Consider the following 17,823-nt stretch of genomic DNA (forward strand, 5'->3'; position numbering starts at 1 on the left):
GGGGAAGACAATAAAAGAAGTACGACGAAGACAGGCCTTCCTGGCGGATAGCACTGTGACCCGCCTTTGGTTAAAATAGCGCCACCTGAACCTCAGCCCTTTCGGCTGGCCCGTATAGTTTAAGACCGATGAGAGTACCTGATGTCTGATTTTAAAATCGCCCCTTCCATTCTATCCGCTGACTTTGCTCGTTTAGGTGAAGAGGTCGATAACGTGCTGGCCAGCGGTGCCGATGTGGTTCACTTTGATGTGATGGACAATCACTACGTTCCGAATCTGACCATCGGACCTATGGTGTGTAAAGCGCTGCGCAACCATGGAGTAACGGCTCCGATTGACGTTCACCTGATGGTTTCTCCGGTAGATCGCATGATCGGCGACTTTATCGATGCCGGCGCCAGCTGGATCACCTTCCACCCGGAAGCCTCCGATCATATTGACCGCTCTCTATCGATGATTCTTGACGGCGGCTGCAAATCCGGTTTGGTATTTAACCCGGCCACACCGCTGCATTATCTGGACTACGTGCTGGATAAAGTGGATGTGGTCCTGCTGATGTCGGTTAACCCGGGCTTTGGTGGCCAGAAGTTTATTCCGGGTACTCTGGATAAGCTGCGTCAGGCACGCAAGATTATCGACGAAAGCGGTTACGACATCCGTCTGGAGATCGACGGTGGCGTGGGCATTCAGAACATCCGTGAAATCGCTGAAGCCGGTGCCGATACTTTTGTCGCCGGTTCTGCCATCTTCAACACTGACGACTACAAAACCACCATCGACGCAATGCGGGCCGAGCTCGCTCAGGTCAAAAACTAAATAGTGGCTCAGGTGAAGAAATAGCCGCTTCGGTTAAGCGTTAAAAAGATACGGTTTAAAGAAAGGCACTGTTAAACCCACAGTGCCTTTTTATTTGTCTCCACTTTTGTCATACCCAAGGACAGCCCTATGCACCCTCTGCTCTCTGATATTCAGCTACTGGCCTTTGATCTTGATGGCACCCTGATCGACTCCGTGCCGGATCTGGCGGATGCCATCGATCAGATGCTGAGCCAAATGGATCGCCCTAAAGCAGGACAGGAAAAAGTGCGCAGCTGGGTGGGTCAGGGTGCCGTGGTTCTGGTCAAGCGGGCACTGGCCGAAGGTCTTGAGATCGATCAGATCGACGAAACCTCAGAGCTGTTTATGCAGGCGCATGCCGCCTTTATGACCGCCTACGATGCCAACAAGGGGGCAAAAACCCGTTGCTACGACGGCATCTTCGAGCTGCTGGATCACGCCAAAGCCCGAAATATCCCCATGGCGCTCATCACCAATAAGCCCTATCGCTTTGTGCCAGAGATCCTTGAACAGCTTAATCTGGACCGCTATTTCGATCTGGTTTTAGGCGGTGACTCTCTGGCAGAGAAAAAGCCTTCGCCTCTGCCCTTGCTGCACGCCGCTGCACAACTTAAAGCGGATCCGAACCGCAGCATCATGATTGGCGATTCCATCACCGATATCTCTGCCGGACAAAAAGCGGACTTTAAAACCGTTGCCGTCCGATACGGTTATGACCATGGCGTTCCTGTAGACCAATGTGGGGCTAATCTGGTGGTTGATTCATTAGCCGAGCTGGTATAACTTAACCGCCTTAGCACTAACAAAACTTAAATTATCAATGCGTTAGTGCATTCAGTTATATAGAATTCAACAGGGTTATGAACCCTCTCTACAAACGGATCTGACATGTTTCCTGATAAATCACTGGGATTGATGCGCGAGGTAAAACGCTGGCGATGGTGAAGCTCACATCGCGTGGTTAGTGCTGCCTGATGGTCGTGCGTATCATGCCGCTTCATTCAAATTCGTTTGCGCTTTATTTTTCCATTTATACCGTGACAGGAAGACAACATGACTCCGGAACGCTTCTCCGAGCTGGCCGCAGCTGGCTACAACCGCATCCCACTGGTACGTGAAGTACTGGCTGATCTGGATACCCCGTTAAGTACCTATCTGAAACTGGCCGACCAGCCCTACAGCTATCTGCTGGAATCCGTGGAAGGTGGCGAAAAATGGGGGCGTTATTCCATTATCGGCTTGCCCTGTCAGCGTCGCCTGCAGGTACGCGGTCACGAAGTAACTCTGTTTGACGGCAATGCCGTTATCGAACAGAGCCAGCAAGATGATCCGCTGAGCTACATCGAAGCATTCCAGAAGCGCTTCTCGGTACCGGAGCTGGATAACCTGCCGCTGTTTACTGGTGGCCTTGTGGGTTACTTCGGTTATGACACCGTGCGCTATGTGGAAAAACGTCTGGTCAATATCCCGGAAAACGATCCGATTGATGTGCCGGATATCCTGCTGCTGATCTCTGAAGAAGTGGTCGTGTTCGACAATCTGAGTGGCAAGCTATATCTGATTGTTCACGCCAATACCGAACATAAACGCCCACTGGAAAAAGCCCGCCAGCGCCTGAATGAGCTGGAACGCCAGCTGCGCTCTCTGGCGGTATCGTCCTACAGCGTTGGCACCGGCCGCACAACCTCTGAAAGTGATTTCAAATCCGGCTTTACCGAAGAGAAATTCAAAGACGCCGTCAGCAAGATCAAAGAGTATGTACTGGCCGGAGATATCATGCAGTGCGTGATCTCTCAACGCATGTCGACGCCGTTTGAAGCTCAGCCGCTGGAACTGTACCGCGCCCTGCGCTGCCTGAACCCGTCCCCTTATATGTTCTTCTTCAATCTGGATGACTTCCATGTGGTGGGCTCCTCGCCAGAGATTCTCGCCCGCGTGGAAGAAAATCTGGTCACCGTGCGCCCCATCGCCGGTACCCGCAAACGCGGTGCGACCGAAGCCGAGGATAAGGCGCTGGAAAAAGAGCTGCTGGAAGATCCGAAAGAGCTGGCCGAGCACCTGATGCTGATCGATCTGGGCCGTAACGATGTGGGCCGAATTGCACAAACAGGTAGTGTCACCCTGACCGACAAGATGGTGATTGAGCGCTATTCCCACGTGATGCATATCGTCTCCAGCGTGACCGGTCAGCTGAAAGAGGGCATGAGCGCCATGGATGTACTCAAGGCCACCCTGCCCGCCGGCACATTAAGCGGCGCACCTAAAGTGCGTGCCATGGAAATCATCGACGAGATGGAACCGGTGAAACGTGGCGTCTATGGTGGCGCTGTGGGTTACCTCTCATGGAACGGCAATATGGATACCGCCATTGCGATCCGTACCGCCGTCATCAAAGATCAGATTTTGCATATTCAGGCCGGTGCCGGTGTCGTTGCCGATTCTGAACCACGGCTCGAGTGGAAAGAGACCATGAACAAAGGCCGGGCAATCTTTAAAGCCGTTGCGATGGCAGAAAAAGGGCTGGATAACCCGGAGTAACCCCATCCCCGACTGATACGGGGAATCATCCGGAGCCAACCATCAGGATTGCTCATAACGCCTTTAAGATTGATATTAAAAGCACCTTATTCAAAGACTTAAGATAATTTTGACTACCAGTAGGTAGTCAAAATACAGGTACAGACCATGCTGTTAATGATCGATAACTACGACTCTTTCACCTACAACGTCGTGCAATACTTCGCTGAGCTGGGCGCTGATGTTCAGGTCTACCGTAACGACGAAATTACCATCGAACAGATCGAAGCCCTGAAACCCGACCATCTGGTGATCTCCCCCGGTCCCTGCACCCCCAATGAAGCCGGTATCTCCGTAGAAGCGATTAAACACTTCGCCGATAAACTGCCAATATTAGGTATCTGCTTAGGCCATCAGAGTATCGGCCAGGCCTTTGGCGGCAAGGTGATCCGCGCCAATGAAGTGATGCATGGTAAAACCTCACCGGTTCACCATATTGATGACGGCGTGTTTGCAGGACTGAATAATCCGTTTCAGGCTACCCGCTACCATTCTCTGGTCGTTGAGCGTGCCACGCTGCCGGATTGTCTGGAAGTGACTGCATGGGTAAACAATGAAGACGGCACCCCGGGTGAAATTATGGGTCTGCGTCATAAGACCCTGCCAATTGAAGGCGTGCAGTTTCACCCGGAATCCATTCTGACCGAGCACGGTCACGATATGCTGCAGAACTTTCTGAATCAGACGCTTTAATCCGTTTAATCGAAAAAAGCAGCCCGGAAGAGGCTGCCCAAGCTGACAGGATCACTGCTAAGGCAGTGCGAAAACAGGACCCTAGACCATGAATATTCAAGATGCTCTGAGCAAAGTGGTAGAACAAATGGATCTGAGCCGGGAAGAGATGCGCGATGTCATGCGTCAGATCATGACCGGTCAATGCACCGATGCTCAGATCGGCGGCTTTCTGGTAGCCCTGCGCATGAAAAGCGAAACCCTGGATGAGATCACCGCAGCGGTTGAAGTGATGCGCGAACTGGCAACCCCGGTTGAGCTGGATATCCCCAACGCGGTGGACACCTGCGGTACCGGTGGCGATGGCTCCAACCTGTTTAATGTCTCTACCGCATCGGCCTTTGTGATTGCCGCTGCCGGTGGTCATGTGGCCAAACATGGCAACCGTTCGGTGTCCTCTTCCAGTGGTAGCTCTGATCTGCTGGAAACCGCAGGTATTAACCTGAACCTGAAACCGGAACAGATCGCCCGGGCTATCAGCGAAGTCGGTGTTGGCTTTATGTTTGCGCCGAATCATCACAGCGCCATGAAGTATGCCATCGGCCCGCGCAAAGAGCTCGGTATGCGCACCCTGTTTAATATGCTGGGCCCTATGACCAACCCTGCCCGCGTGAAGCATCAGGTGATCGGTGTCTTTACCGAGAAACTGTGTCGTCCGATGGCGGAAGTTCTGAAAACCCTGGGTAGCCAACACGTTCTGATTGTTCACGCCAAAGATGGTCTGGATGAGTTTTCTCTCGCAACCAGCACCCATGTCGCCGAACTTAAGAATGGCGAAGTCACCGAATATAAGGTGACACCGGAAGATGTTGGTCTGACCAGTCAAAGCTTAGTGGGACTGGATATCAAAAGCGCAGACGAGTCTCTGACCCTGATACAGGATGCTCTTGGTAAACAGAGCAACGAGACTGCCGGGAAAGCGGCCGATATGATCGCACTTAATGCTGGTGCCGCACTGTACGCCGCCGATGTTGCCGACAGCCTGAAAGAGGGTGTCGCCATGGCACAGGACGCCATCGCCAGCGGTCTGGCCGGTGAGAAAATGAAAGAGCTATCCAGCTTTACCAGCGTGTTTGCGGATCAGTAGTGCTTCCGGTTAAAGACTTTCAGCGGCTGTTTTGCCCGCTTAACAATACAAGAGCGATCTCAGGAGACCTCCTTTGAATACCCCGACCATTCTGAAAAAAATTGTTGATCGTAAATGGGAAGAGATCAAAGAGCGCAAACAATCAATCTCACTGGAAGCGATGCGCGATCTGGCTTTCGCCAATAAAGATGCCCCAAGAGGCTTTGCCGATGCGCTGGCCCGCAGCCTGAAAGCCGGTCGTTCCGCTGTCATCGCTGAGATTAAAAAAGCGTCACCGAGTAAGGGTGTACTGCGCGAAGACTTCCATCCGGCAGAGATTGCTGCCAGCTATGAAGAAGGTGGTGCCAGCTGTCTGTCGATTCTGACCGACCGCGACTTCTTTCAGGGCCATGAAGATTATCTGAAAGAGGGTCGTGCGGCCTGCGACCTGCCGGTAATCCGCAAAGACTTTATTGTCGACCCGTATCAGGTGTTTGAAGCCCGCGCGATCGGCGCAGACTGCATTCTGCTGATCGCAGCCTGTCTGGATGACGACACCATGCGCGAACTGAACCTGCTGGCTCATGAGCTGGATATGGATGTGCTGATTGAAGTTCATGATGAAGAAGAGCTGCATCGCGCACTGAAGCTGCCGAATCGCCTGATCGGCATTAACAACCGCAACCTGCATACCTTCGAGGTCAGCCTGCAAACCACATTCGACCTGTTGGATCAGATTCCGGAAGACCGCATTGTGGTGACCGAAAGCGGCATCCTGAAACAGGAAGATGTCGAGGCAATGCGCCGCCATAACGTCAATAGTTTCCTGGTCGGCGAAGCCTTTATGCGCACCGAAAATCCCGGCGAAACACTGGCAGGCTTCTTCAGTTAAGCCACGGTTCGAGGGAAGAGATCAGATACCGTTATGTTTCCGCAACGGTATCTGATCTCTTCCTGATCCCTACTCCCTGCTGCAAAACAGGCGATAACTATCGGACAGCAAAGTCACCATCCTTTAATCTTTAAGCGTCACAAAACGTTAAAAATCCCCCAATATCAAAAGTATAAACTACTTGCCTGTTGTGCCTCGGTTTCGCATACTGAAGTGAGTTTCCATAAAAAAATAAGATAAATATTGCTTTAGTTATCCACTAATAGCTTAAGATCTCGCAGAATCATGCAATAACGGATATTCGTTTGAAAAAATCAGCCCTGCATAAACGACTTTCCTACCGGCAAGCAAAGTACACGGTCATCGTCGCCTTGGTGCTTGGTCTGGTATTTAGTTGTATTCAGATTGCGATTGATATCCGCCATAGCCGTGAGAGCATGAATGATAAGGTTCGTCAGGTCATACACCTGGTTGAAGAATCCGCTGTTCAGGCTGCCTATAATATTGATAAAGATCTGGCTGACCGTGTTGTAAAAGGCCTGATCAATCACGCCTATATCCATTACGCTCAGATTCGGCTGGATGATAATAGTGTACTGGCAACATCAGATGCCCCTGTTCTGAATGTTGGCATGATGTCTCAAATTGTAGAAGAAGAGCGACGTTCCTATGCAGTCCCTCTAATCACCGTATTTGAAGAATCTCCCGTGGGCACCCTCATTGTGGAAACAGATCCGGATGCCCTAAGCGAAGGTATTTTTGACCGGGCTATTGTGATTCTAACCACAGGTTTTCTACGCAATGTACTGCTGGCCATCTGCCTTTTCTTTGTCTTCCATACGCTGATCAGCCGCCCTCTGACCCGACTCTCAGACAGTCTGCTTCTACTGAAAGACAACCACAATAGCAATAAACAGATTCCGACCCTGAAAGGGCATACCGATGATGAGTTAGGCTTTTTAGTTGATACTTTTAATGAGCTATGGAACTCGCGAAACAAAGCGGAAGAGGCCCTGAGAAGCAGTGAACAGTTTATCCGCGATGTGATGAACAGTATCAGTGACATGCTGATTATCTGCGAGACCGACTTTAAGATATACGATGCGAACCACAAGGCTTTTCAGACGCTGGGAATAGACAAGAAAGACCTTGTTGGCACCAGCATGAAAACGCTTTTCGATTCAGACCAACTCCCCTATTCATTGGCAAGCCTGGCCTCTTCAGAAGAACTGATGCACGAGGTTTCTCTGGAGAGTGAGCTGCGCACCAGTAATAAGCAGCTGATACCCGTTGAGATTAAAGCGCGTAGTATCGACCTGGGAGGGAAAACCTATATCCTCGCCCTATCCAGAGATATCTCTCTGCGTAAAGCTCAGGAAGCCCGTATTCACCACCTGGCCTATTTCGACTCTCTGACCGATTTACCCAATCGAAGCCTCTTTCTGGATCGCATGCATCAGGTTCAATCAAAAAGCCTGCGTCATGAGATGTACAGCGCGCTGCTTTTCCTTGATCTCGATCGGTTTAAAAACATTAACGATTCTCTGGGCCATGATGTCGGCGATGAACTTCTGATCGTGGTTGCTTCACGCTTGAAAGAGATGATGCACGAAGAAGATACCGTTGCCCGCCTGGGGGGGGATGAGTTTGTTGTTATCCTGCCGGAACTGGCAGAGGAACAAGAACCTGCGGCACTTAATGCTCAGCGCATTACCAATCGTATTCTTGAAGTGATGGCGAAACCCTTCCATATTGGTCAACATGTTCTTCATATTTCTGCCAGTGTGGGTATCCGGCTGTTCCCCGATGATGACAATGACATCAAAAATATCGTTAAGCAGGCAGATACCGCGCTGTACCGGGCAAAATCAAACGGTAAGAACACTTTCCACTTCTATCGCCCCAGCATGCAGCTGCTGGCTGACCAGCATCTGGCCATGGAAAGAGCCCTGCATACCGCTTTGGAGCGTAATGAGCTTTATCTGCATTACCAGCCACAGGTAGATCACAACTTCAGTATCATGGGCACAGAAGCCCTGATCCGTTGGCAGCACCCTGAGCAAGGCTTTGTACCACCGGATCAGTTTATTGGCCTTGCAGAAGAAACCGGTTTGATTATCCCTATTGGGCGCTGGGTGTTAGAGCAAGCCTGCACACAATTGGCAGAATGGCAGAATAGCGGTCTGTGCCCAGCCCAATTCCGAATGGCTGTCAATATCAGCGCAAAACAGTTCGATCATCCTCAGTTTCTGAACGTACTGTCAGAAGTGATCAGCAACACCGGCGTTGATCCGAACAAATTGGAACTTGAGCTAACTGAAAGCTTGCTGGTGAAAAACATGGATGCCACCATCACCCGTATGGATGCCATTCGTGCAATGGGAATCGCGCTCTCTATTGATGACTTTGGCACCGGTTACTCTTCTCTGAAATATCTGAAGCAGATGCCGATCAACCAACTGAAAATCGACAAGTCATTTGTGATGGATCTACTGACGGATGCGAATGACAGAGCCATCACCGAAACCATTATTGCAATGGCCTCTCACCTGCAAATGGAGATAATTGCAGAGGGGGTAGAAGACGCTGCCATTATGGATATGCTGATTAAACTCGGCTGCAAACATTTCCAGGGGTACTATTTCAGCCGCCCGGTTAGTGCCGATAACTGCTCCCAGCTGCTACAGGTACAAAAACTCCCCTTAGGCAGCTGAGAACTCTCAAAAAAACCGCTGCCCCTTGTCAGAAGAAGTAGCGGTTTTTTTATACCTTCCGTGGCAGATTCAGACACATAATATATAGTCAGTCATCGGGTGCCGTAAACCACCATAGTTTTACCACTGGCAGTGACCAATCCCTGCTCTTCCAGGTCTTTAAGAACACGCCCAACCATCTCACGGGAACAGCCGACAATGCGGGCAATTTCCTGGCGGGTGACTTTAATCTGCATACCATCAGGGTGGGTCATTGCGTCCGGCTCTTTACAAAGATCAAGCAGAGTCCGTGCAACACGGCCCGTCACATCCATAAAGGCCAGGTCACCCACTTTGCGGGTGGTATTACGTAAGCGTACAGCGAGCTGATTACCCAACACATACAGAAGACGTGTATCTTTCTCGGTCAGTTCCATAAAGCGGGTGTAGCTTACCTCAGCGACCTCCACATCGGTCTTAGCTTTCACCCAGGCACTACGACGGCTGATCTCATCAAACAGGCCCATTTCTCCAAAGAAAGAGCCTTCATTCAGGTAGGCTACTATCATCTCATGGCCATCTTCATCCTCAATAGAAACAGTGACGGAACCTTTACTGAGATAGTAAAGCGAGCCACTCTCAGCACCCGCGGAAATCAGTGTTGAACGCTTAGGAAAGCTGCGCCTGTGACTGATCGAAAGAAATTCGTTCAGTCCCGGAATCTCCTTTTTAATGGCAGGCAACATAACAAAAAACCCTTTTTTACATGCGAACGGAAAGCTACCGAATGAGACAATACCCGATCTACAGGCAAACAACAAAAAAACCCTATTTCAGGCAATGCTTAATCACTGTCTTTTTAGAGCCAAAACTTGCGTGACCATCACATATCAGCGATATTGCCTGCTTAATTTCATTTATAAATATCAAATATTACGCAGGAGAATAGAGCGGAATGAAAGCAGTCGTTAAGTGGACCGATGGCGTTCAATTTCTGGCAGAATCCGGCTCCGGTCACGCAATTGTTGTTGATGGTCCACCTGACAAGGGTGGCCGCAATACAGGTCCTCGTCCAATGGAGCTTCTGTTAATGGGCTTAGGTTCCTGCAGCTCATTCGATGTCATCGGCATTCTGCAGAAGTCCCGCCAGGATGTCAGCGACTGTTATGTAGAAATTGAAGCAGAGCGAGCTGATGCCGTGCCAGCACTCTTTACAAAAATCCATCTGCATTTCGTTGTAAAAGGTCGTGGCATTAAAGAAGCGCATGTGAAAAGAGCGGTTGAGTTATCGGCAGAAAAATACTGCTCTGCGTCAATTATGCTGGCCGCTGGCGGCGTTGAAATCAGTCATGATTACGAAATTATTGAGCTGTCATAATGCAGCTGAAAATCACCCTTTCGGTCAAAAATAAAAGGGTAATTTTTTTGTGCAATAGCCACTTTTTATAGGCATAATACGCGCCTTTCAAAAGTGGCTAGCCAATAAGGTTGGTGGGAAATTTCACGAATTTTGCATTACGCGAGGTCTCGGGCGTGAAGGACAATATCAGGCTTCATGGGTTTAACAACCTTACCAGTTCCCTGAGCTTTAACATTTATGACATCTGCTATGCCAAAACAGAGCAGCAGCGTGAAGAGTATATCGACTACATTGATGAACTGTATAACGCTGAACGCCTCACGCAGATCCTGAAAGATGTGACCAATATTATTGGTGCCCACATTCTGAATATCGCGCGTCAGGATTATGATCCGCACGGTGCCAGTGTTACGGTGCTGATTGCTGAGCATGAGCTGACCGACGAATCAGAAAATGATGTAGGTCCGGGTCCTCTGCCGGAAACCGTAGTGGCCCATCTGGACAAAAGCCATGTAACGGTCCATACCTACCCGGAAAGCCACCCAGACGGTGGTATCAGTACGTTCCGCCTGGATATTGATGTATCCACCTGCGGTATGATTTCACCACTGAAAGCGCTGAACTACCTGATCCATAGTTTCGATTCCGATATCGTGACCATGGATTATCGTGTACGTGGTTTCACTCGTGACGAATCCGGCCGCAAGCTATTTATCGACCATCCAATCACATCAATTCAGGACTATCTGTCAGAAGATACTAAGAACGCGTATCAGATGATTGATGTGAACGTTTATCAGGAAAACATGTTCCATACCAAAATGCTGTTGAAGGATTTTGAGCTGGATAACTACCTGTTTGGTATTGATAAGAACAAACTAACTTTTGAAGAGGCGGCAGATATTGAAGCCCGCCTGCGCAAAGAGATGCTGGAAATTTTCTACTCTCGGAATATAGAGTAGGGTTTCAGCCATAAAAAAGACCTGCAGCTTTAAGCTTCAGGCCTTTTTTTATGCCAATAACTTACGAATAACTAATAGACATCAGGCACGCCAGATCAGCTCCAGCAAATAGGGCGCCAGAAGCATAATCATCACACCAGAGGCAACAACACCAATCACACAGCCAGTCGCCATCGCTTTATCTCCGGGAAAGAGGATCTGAACCACCTGCGCCGCCAGACTGGCCATAATCTGGGAAAAAAAGATCGCGCCATACATCAGGGTACTGATGACAACAAACAGGTTGATTGTATTCAGTGCCTCCCACCAAATACCTTCCGGCTGACTAATACTTATCAGAAATTTTACCGCACCCAGAATCACCAGAAAGACACAACCTACCAAAGCGTGATGGCGAAAAGGTAAAGAAGCGTAGGCAGACAAAAAGGCAACAACACCGCTTGGGGAAGTTTTTTCTGTCTGATTTAAAGAAGCAGTCATTGCTTTTCTCCTGAAAAGTAAGGCATCACGTCCTTGAATCCATGACACCTATTTACAAAAACTAACACACAAAAGTGTCTGCCAGTCCTGGGATACTCTACCTTTGCAGCCTTAAGCCACCAAGGCGGTTACATTTTGCAACAAAACCACCTTAATGGCGAGCGTCCTTTAGTCAAAGCCATAAACCAGCAGTCAAATGCGATAAACAGACTTCGTCATTACCTTTGACATCAATTTCATCGCCATCTTTACCGGTACAGGGAAACGAACACCGCCAGCATCGAGCGCCTGAGTCGCGTGCTGCTCTTCATCAATGTACATCTGTTCCAGAATCGCACGACTTTTCTGATCGCCCGAGGGAAGGCTCTGCATATGAGACTCCAGATGCTTACAAACCTGTTGCTCTGTTGCAGCAACAAAACCCAGACTGTATTTGTCGCCAGCAGCACCCGCAGCGGCACCAATGCCAAACGACAGCCCGTAAAATACAGGGTTCAATAAACTCGGGCGACTACCCAACTGACGGATACGCTGCTCACACCAAGCCAGATGATCGATCTCTTCCCGGGCAGCCTCTTCCATTTGCTCTCGTACTTCCGGCAACTTAGCAGTCACAGACTGTCCCTGATACAGCGCCTGAGCACAAACTTCACCGGTATGATTAATACGCATGAGACCGGCGGCATGCTTTCGCTCATGAGGAGTCATATCCAGCTCAGCTTCAGCACGGGAAGGGTTCGGGCGATAGGGCTCGGCTGCGCCGGGAATCAGTGTTTTAAGAACAGTATCAGCACCAATCAGGATCTTATCCAACGGTGTATGTTGACGAATATTTTGCATGGGGGAACCTCACCTTTATCTGCAGGGCATGTTAGCGAATGCCTGCTCATTCGGCTATGGCTTTATACGGACTTTTTAAAAAGCCGATGAGATAAATCAAAAGAGTTTACAAGGCGATACGACAGATGAATCCGTTATCCAAAATGTAAAAAGAGACACCGGATCTTCTCGGTGTCTCTTCATTCAAAAACGAGCAAAAAAGAAAAATTACCGCAGCAAACGTGACGTATGACGAGCAATCATCAGCTCTTCATTGGTCGGAATTGCAAAAACCTTCACTTTGCTGTCATCTGCACTAATCAGATACTCATTGGCCGCGTTGCGTTCCGGATCCAGTTTCATACCCAGCCATTCGTTCTGGTGAGCAACCAGGGCGCGAATCTCAGCATCATTTTCACCCACTCCACCGGTGAAGACAAAGGTATCCATCCCACCCATAGCAGCTACCAGAGAACCTGTTTCACGGGCAATACGATAGACAAACATATCAATCGCTTCCTGAGCATGAGCCGAAGCATTTTTATGTAATGTCAGCATATCGCTACTAATACCGGAAACACCCTGCCAACCACTTTTCTTGTAAAGCAGCCCTTCGATCGCATCAACATCCATCTTATGCTCACGCATCAGATAAAGGAGTACACCGGGATCAATCTGCCCACAGCGGCTCCCCATTGGCAGGCCATCCAGAGCAGTAAAACCCATGGTTGACGCGATGCTGTCACCGTTCTCAATAGCACACATACTGGCACCAGCACCAAGGTGTGCGACAACAAGCTTGCCTTCAGCAAGATCAGCATCCAGCTCAGTCAGTTTGTTGTGGATATACTGATAGGACAAACCATGGAAACCATACCGTCGAACGCCTTCACGGGTCAGCGCCCGGGGAATAGCAAAGTTTCGGGCGACATCCGGAATCGTGCTGTGAAATGCGGTATCAAAGCAGGCAACCTGAGGTAGCCCCGGCAGTATGTCCTGACACACTTTCACCAACTTAAGATTATAAGGTTGATGCAACGGTGCTAATGGGATCAGTTTAGACAGATTGTCCAACACCTCATCTGTGATAATGACAGGCTCTGAATAGAAGTCACCGCCATGGACAATACGATGGCCCACCTGAGTGACTTTAAACTTGGTATTCCGATCCAGCCAGTTCATCACAACTGAAAGCGCCTGATGATGCGCCTGACTATGGGCAACATCCAACTCTGATGCAGAGATGTCCATCTTATCCACTAAGATGCCATCAACTTTCTCACTATGATCATAAATTTCCAGGTGTGCAGGCCCTGCCAGATTAGCCACTTTAACTCGGAAGTGCTGACGAATCTCGCCGCCATCTTCATCAAAAATAGAGCATTTCAGGCTGGATGAACCTGCGTTAACAATCAAAATTGAATTCATAGAATCTTGTTCCTGTTTACAGCATGCATCTGTCTGAGCGTCGGGCTTACTGAAACCCAAAAAATATCAGCAGTAAATGTCTCAACCAATGAGCTACCTTAAAGCATCAGCCCTTGCTTATGGGCAACCAGGGAAGCGACCGCACAAGAACTTAGACGCTCCAGAGGCTTAGCCGCACGACTGGTCAAAATAACAGGAACCTTAGCCCCCAGAACAATGCCTGCTGATTTCGCGCCAGCAAGATACTGCAGCTGTTTCGCGAGAATATTGCCGGACTCCAGATCAGGAACCAGCAGAATATCCACATCACCACTCACCTCTGAATCGATACCTTTATCCAGAGCGGCTTCCTTTGAGATCGCATTGTCAAAAGCCAACGGACCATCCAGCAGGCCGCCGGTGATCTGCTTGCGGTCTGCCATTTTGCATAACGCTGCAGCATCTAAAGTGCTCTGCATACCCGGCTTAACTTTTTCAACCGCAGCCAGAATAGCCACTTTAGGCTGTTCAATGCCTAAAGCATGGGCACAGTTAATTGCATTCTGGGTGATATCTTTTTTCGTCATCAGATCCGGGTGCACATTGATGGCCGCATCCGTCACGATCAGCGTTTTATGGTAGCTTGGAACATCCATAACAAAAACGTGGCTTAAACGGTATTCGGTTCTCAGGCCAGCTTTTTTGTCGATAATGGCCGCCAGTAGTTCAGAGGAACCCAGACTGCCTTTCATCAGCGCCTGTACTTCACCACAATGAGCCATCTGAGCCGCAAGTTCTGCAGACTCATGGCTGTGTGCCGTAGAGATAATCTTGTACTTGCTCAGGTCAACGCCGCACTCTTCCGCTACAGCTCGAATCTTAGCTTCCGGCCCCACCAGATAAGGGATGATAAGGCCTTCCTCTGCGGCTTCAATCGCACCAAGAAGGCTGTTGCCATCACCTGGGTGCACAACCGCTGTCGGGATAGGCTCATATTTTTTTGCCTGCTCCAGAAAAGCATTCAGCTGCTCATGATGATGGTCTTCTACCCGAGGTGCGCCAGGCACCAGAATTTCGCGAATCACCTGATCCATAATTAAGATTCCTACTTCAAAGTTTAAGTCTGACAGGCTTCCGGCCTGATCTCAGTATCCCTACTGATTGTGACGATTTCCTGATTATTGACTAAAACACCGACTCATTAATGACGCATGAGTCAGGTCAAGATCTGTACATTTCTTTTCGGACAACGAAAAACGGGTGTCTTTCGACACCCGTTAAATATTCAGATTTTAACCCGGAGGCCAGGTCATCGACCGGCCACCCAGCAGATGCATATGTATGTGGTAGACCGTCTGCCCACCATCCTCATTGCAGTTCATCACGACACGGTAACCATCTTCTGCGATACCTACCTCTTTCGCGATTTTCTGCGCGGTAAACTGAAGACGGCCAACCAGGGCACAATCATCTTCAGAGAGATCATTCAGAGTCGAGATATGGCGCTTAGGAATAATCAGAATATGAGTCGGAGCCTGAGGGGCGATATCGCGAAAGGCGATAACATCATCATCTTCAAAGACGATATCGGCCGGGATCTCCCGTGCCACTAATTTACAAAACAGACAATCCATAGTATCGGTTCCGCTTTACACTGTTAAAGCCAGCAAATTACATAATGACCGGCTTGTCTCATGGGACGCTGAATCCAGCGATAAAAACTCATTGTAGACCTGCGGATCGCCGCTTCCTAGCCCTGTCCGACTTAAGATGCATACAACTCAGGTCCGGTAACGCTGGACGCGCTGCTGCAGTCCGGAAACCGCCTCGGAAAGCGATCTGGAGGCCTGCTCGGCAGCATCTGCATCATGTTGCGTTTCAGATACCATCGATTGTAACGACTGCATCTGTGTCACCACCTCTTCCGCTGAGCTACTGTAGGAGTTGGCGGTTCGGCTGATATCTGAATTCATCTCTGCAATGTCAATCACAGCTTGCGTAATGCTCTCCAGTGCTTCACCTGTCTCACGAATCTGATCAACACTGGACTGTGCAGTGGTTTGCCCATGACTCATCGCCGTTACTGCATCCCGGGACTGCTCCTGCAGACGATCGATCATGCCATGAATATCTTCTGTCGCCTGACGGGAACGACTGGCCAGTGTCCGTACTTCATCAGCAACAACAGCAAAGCCCCGCCCCTGCTCTCCGGCACGGGCAGCCTCAATCGCCGCATTCAGTGCTAAGAGATTCGTTTGCTCAGCGATACCTTCAATAATATCCAGCACCTCACCAATATTTTCTGCTTCCCGGGCCAACCCCTGAAGGGTTTCACTAACCGTGTTCACATCATTGATCAGCTGACTGATACCCGAAATACCCTTCTGAACAACAGCATTACCCTTTCTGGCATCTTCTTCTGTATGCTGAGCAACACCAGCAGTTGATTGAGCATGGGAGGCAATACTCACCACGGCATCTGCCATAGTGGCAACGGTTTCATTAATTTGAGTTAAACTGTCATTCTGACTGACGACATCAGCTCGTGTGCGCTCAGTCTGACGATTAAGCGCCTGCATCGAAGTATGGATAATATCGCCACTCGCCTGAACAGCTTCTACCAATTCACGCTGACTCTGATTCATCTGGTTGAAGTGGTGAATAATCTCACCAAAAGTGTCATTACTTTGAATAGTACAACGCTTACTCAGGTCACCATTAGCGACAGCTTTGGATACCAGAGCAATTTGTTCCAGCTGCACCAGAACTAATCGCTTAAACAACCAGTAATTAAACAGGCCAATCATCAGACCAGCCCCCAGACAGCCGATAATAAACCAGGCTTTCATCCCCGCATTAAAGGTCACAAAGCCCTGAGCATAGAGGGGAAAAACAGCCCCCATAAGCAGACCAAATCCGATAAACGAGTACAGTAGCCGCTGCTGAATACTCTGCTTCATGCAACCTTCCTCTGTTCAGCTATCCACTGGTATTAGTATCAATTAAGTTATTCTGCACATAATGAGGCAATAAAAAACCTCCGTAAAGGAGGTCTTTTAAGTTAACGCTGTTTCTTTGGGATGAGTCACAAAGAAACCCACCTTAATCCGCCAAAATCAACGGAAACGGCGGTTCTCCAGTAGCTCATGAATCCTGGGAGTCAGAATCAGCTCCATTGCCAGACTCATTTTTCCACCGGGAATCACAAGAGTATCCGGTCGGGTCATAAAGGAATCCTTCACCATAGCCAGCAGATAGGGAAAGTCGGTGGACAAACGATCTTTAAAGCGAATAATCACCATACTTTCATCGTTCGACGGCACATCCTGCAACGCCAGAGGATTCGAAGTATCCACCGTAGGTATACGCTGAAAGTTGATATGCGTTCGGCTGAACTGAGGCAAAATATATTGCATGTAGTCCGACATTCGGCTTTGAATCGTATCGATCACAGCTTCCTGAGAGTAACCTCTCAGATTGGTATCACGGTCAATCTTCTGAATCCATTCAAGGTTAATCGTCGGAGCAACGCCAACCAGAAGATCTACATACTGGGCAATATTAAACTCATCAGTTACCAGACCTCCGTGCAGACCTTCATACAGCAGAAGATCCGTTCCTTCCGGCAGTTCTGTCCAGGGAGTAAAGGTGCCCACCCGGTAGCCCTGCTCCAACATCTCAGTATCTTCTGCATGGATATAATGGCGATATACACCTGTGCCATTATCTGCATAGGTATTAAATAGGCGATCCAGCTCGTCCAGCATATTCGCTTCTACGGCAAAGTGGCTCAGAGACTTTTTCCGCTCCGGACTTTCACGCAGAATTTTAGTCATCTCCTCCCGGGAGTATCGGTGAAAACTGTCACCGTGAACAAAAGCGGCTTCAATCTTTTCACGATTGAACATACGCTCAAAGGCATCCTTAACCGTAGTGGTACCTGCGCCGGAAGATCCTGTCACGGCAATAATCGGATACTCTCTAGACATACGCGTCCC

At 49.3% G+C, this 17,823-nt stretch carries 17 protein-coding genes; 9 read left to right on the forward strand and 8 right to left on the reverse strand.

The features are described 5' to 3' along the window. Window positions 1–141: 141 nt before the first annotated feature. From rpe to AC4GL5_RS02290, 7 genes are all read left to right on the forward strand, one after another. Window positions 142–816: a ribulose-phosphate 3-epimerase gene (gene rpe / locus AC4GL5_RS02260; RefSeq protein WP_490381163.1), complete on the forward strand. Its 675-nt coding sequence runs from the start codon at window positions 142–144 to the stop codon at window positions 814–816. 129 nt (window positions 817–945) lie between these two features. Continuing rightward, on the forward strand, window positions 946–1,620 hold the full coding sequence (locus AC4GL5_RS02265; protein ID WP_490381164.1) for a phosphoglycolate phosphatase: 675 nt from the start codon (window positions 946–948) through the stop codon (window positions 1,618–1,620). A gap of 270 nt (window positions 1,621–1,890) precedes the next feature. Next, window positions 1,891–3,375 (forward strand): anthranilate synthase component I, encoded by a 1,485-nt coding sequence (gene trpE / locus AC4GL5_RS02270; RefSeq protein ID WP_490381165.1) that lies wholly within the window; start codon window positions 1,891–1,893, stop codon window positions 3,373–3,375. Window positions 3,376–3,522: 147 nt separating this feature from the next. Next, a complete protein-coding gene (locus AC4GL5_RS02275) occupies window positions 3,523–4,107 on the forward strand; it encodes an anthranilate synthase component II (RefSeq protein ID WP_490381166.1) in 585 nt (194 codons plus the stop codon). An 88-nt stretch (window positions 4,108–4,195) separates the two neighbouring features. Next, window positions 4,196–5,233 carry an anthranilate phosphoribosyltransferase gene (gene trpD, locus AC4GL5_RS02280; RefSeq protein ID WP_490381167.1) on the forward strand — a complete coding sequence of 346 codons (1,038 nt, stop codon included), beginning with the start codon at window positions 4,196–4,198 and terminating at the stop codon, window positions 5,231–5,233. Between the two features lie 73 nt (window positions 5,234–5,306). Then, the gene (gene trpC / locus AC4GL5_RS02285; RefSeq protein ID WP_490381168.1) at window positions 5,307–6,104 is read left to right on the forward strand and encodes an indole-3-glycerol phosphate synthase TrpC; all 798 of its coding nucleotides are present in this window, start codon (window positions 5,307–5,309) and stop codon (window positions 6,102–6,104) included. A gap of 305 nt (window positions 6,105–6,409) precedes the next feature. Continuing rightward, entirely contained in the window at window positions 6,410–8,818 is a 2,409-nt protein-coding gene (locus tag AC4GL5_RS02290; protein WP_490381169.1) for a putative bifunctional diguanylate cyclase/phosphodiesterase, read from the forward strand. 92 nt (window positions 8,819–8,910) lie between these two features. On the opposite strand, the gene crp is transcribed toward AC4GL5_RS02290, so the two are convergent. Further along, window positions 8,911–9,543 carry a cAMP-activated global transcriptional regulator CRP gene (crp, locus tag AC4GL5_RS02295; protein WP_490381170.1) on the reverse strand — a complete coding sequence of 211 codons (633 nt, stop codon included), beginning with the start codon at window positions 9,541–9,543 and terminating at the stop codon, window positions 8,911–8,913. A gap of 209 nt (window positions 9,544–9,752) precedes the next feature. On the opposite strand from crp, the gene AC4GL5_RS02300 reads away from it, so the two are divergent. Together AC4GL5_RS02300 and speD are read left to right on the forward strand one after the other, a co-directional pair. After that, the gene (locus AC4GL5_RS02300) at window positions 9,753–10,175 is read left to right on the forward strand and encodes an OsmC family protein (protein ID WP_490381171.1); all 423 of its coding nucleotides are present in this window, start codon (window positions 9,753–9,755) and stop codon (window positions 10,173–10,175) included. A gap of 155 nt (window positions 10,176–10,330) precedes the next feature. Further along, window positions 10,331–11,119 (forward strand): adenosylmethionine decarboxylase, encoded by a 789-nt coding sequence (gene speD / locus AC4GL5_RS02305; RefSeq protein ID WP_490381172.1) that lies wholly within the window; start codon window positions 10,331–10,333, stop codon window positions 11,117–11,119. 81 nt (window positions 11,120–11,200) lie between these two features. Here speD and AC4GL5_RS02310 read toward each other — a convergent pair whose 3' ends face one another. From AC4GL5_RS02310 to AC4GL5_RS02340, 7 genes are all read right to left on the reverse strand, one after another. Then, window positions 11,201–11,599 carry a hypothetical protein gene (locus AC4GL5_RS02310; protein WP_490381173.1) on the reverse strand — a complete coding sequence of 133 codons (399 nt, stop codon included), beginning with the start codon at window positions 11,597–11,599 and terminating at the stop codon, window positions 11,201–11,203. Between the two features lie 192 nt (window positions 11,600–11,791). Further along, window positions 11,792–12,439, reverse strand: a complete 648-nt coding sequence (gene coq7 / locus AC4GL5_RS02315; RefSeq protein WP_490381174.1) for a 2-polyprenyl-3-methyl-6-methoxy-1,4-benzoquinone monooxygenase — start codon at window positions 12,437–12,439, stop codon at window positions 11,792–11,794. A gap of 207 nt (window positions 12,440–12,646) precedes the next feature. Then, window positions 12,647–13,846, reverse strand: coding sequence for an acetate/propionate family kinase (locus AC4GL5_RS02320; RefSeq protein ID WP_490381175.1), 1,200 nt, complete (start codon window positions 13,844–13,846; stop codon window positions 12,647–12,649). 98 nt (window positions 13,847–13,944) lie between these two features. Next, window positions 13,945–14,919, reverse strand: a complete 975-nt coding sequence (locus AC4GL5_RS02325; protein WP_490381176.1) for a bifunctional enoyl-CoA hydratase/phosphate acetyltransferase — start codon at window positions 14,917–14,919, stop codon at window positions 13,945–13,947. A gap of 198 nt (window positions 14,920–15,117) precedes the next feature. Beyond that, on the reverse strand, window positions 15,118–15,459 hold the full coding sequence (locus tag AC4GL5_RS02330) for a histidine triad nucleotide-binding protein (protein WP_490381177.1): 342 nt from the start codon (window positions 15,457–15,459) through the stop codon (window positions 15,118–15,120). Between the two features lie 147 nt (window positions 15,460–15,606). Continuing rightward, complete coding sequence (locus tag AC4GL5_RS02335) at window positions 15,607–16,785, reverse strand: methyl-accepting chemotaxis protein (protein WP_490381178.1); 1,179 nt, start codon at window positions 16,783–16,785, stop codon at window positions 15,607–15,609. Between the two features lie 156 nt (window positions 16,786–16,941). Continuing rightward, window positions 16,942–17,814 (reverse strand): phosphoribulokinase, encoded by an 873-nt coding sequence (locus AC4GL5_RS02340; RefSeq protein ID WP_490381179.1) that lies wholly within the window; start codon window positions 17,812–17,814, stop codon window positions 16,942–16,944. Window positions 17,815–17,823: the final 9 nt, after the last annotated feature.

It is taken from the genome of Oceanospirillum sp. (genome assembly GCF_982874595.1).

What these genes read in the sequence shown, in the direction of transcription:
- AC4GL5_RS02340 (WP_490381179.1), bottom strand. Translation starts at nt 17,814, where the DNA reads ATGTCTAGAGAGTATCCGATTATTGCCGTGACAGGATCTTCCGGCGCA.
- AC4GL5_RS02325 (WP_490381176.1), bottom strand. Translation starts at nt 14,919, where the DNA reads ATGGATCAGGTGATTCGCGAAATTCTGGTGCCTGGCGCACCTCGGGTA.
- trpD (WP_490381167.1), top strand. Translation starts at nt 4,196, where the DNA reads ATGAATATTCAAGATGCTCTGAGCAAAGTGGTAGAACAAATGGATCTG.
- trpE (WP_490381165.1), top strand. Translation starts at nt 1,891, where the DNA reads ATGACTCCGGAACGCTTCTCCGAGCTGGCCGCAGCTGGCTACAACCGC.
- rpe (WP_490381163.1), top strand. Translation starts at nt 142, where the DNA reads ATGTCTGATTTTAAAATCGCCCCTTCCATTCTATCCGCTGACTTTGCT.
- AC4GL5_RS02320 (WP_490381175.1), bottom strand. Translation starts at nt 13,846, where the DNA reads ATGAATTCAATTTTGATTGTTAACGCAGGTTCATCCAGCCTGAAATGC.
- AC4GL5_RS02310 (WP_490381173.1), bottom strand. Translation starts at nt 11,599, where the DNA reads ATGACTGCTTCTTTAAATCAGACAGAAAAAACTTCCCCAAGCGGTGTT.
- crp (WP_490381170.1), bottom strand. Translation starts at nt 9,543, where the DNA reads ATGTTGCCTGCCATTAAAAAGGAGATTCCGGGACTGAACGAATTTCTT.
- AC4GL5_RS02335 (WP_490381178.1), bottom strand. Translation starts at nt 16,785, where the DNA reads ATGAAGCAGAGTATTCAGCAGCGGCTACTGTACTCGTTTATCGGATTT.
- AC4GL5_RS02300 (WP_490381171.1), top strand. Translation starts at nt 9,753, where the DNA reads ATGAAAGCAGTCGTTAAGTGGACCGATGGCGTTCAATTTCTGGCAGAA.
- AC4GL5_RS02265 (WP_490381164.1), top strand. Translation starts at nt 946, where the DNA reads ATGCACCCTCTGCTCTCTGATATTCAGCTACTGGCCTTTGATCTTGAT.
- coq7 (WP_490381174.1), bottom strand. Translation starts at nt 12,439, where the DNA reads ATGCAAAATATTCGTCAACATACACCGTTGGATAAGATCCTGATTGGT.
- AC4GL5_RS02275 (WP_490381166.1), top strand. Translation starts at nt 3,523, where the DNA reads ATGCTGTTAATGATCGATAACTACGACTCTTTCACCTACAACGTCGTG.
- AC4GL5_RS02330 (WP_490381177.1), bottom strand. Translation starts at nt 15,459, where the DNA reads ATGGATTGTCTGTTTTGTAAATTAGTGGCACGGGAGATCCCGGCCGAT.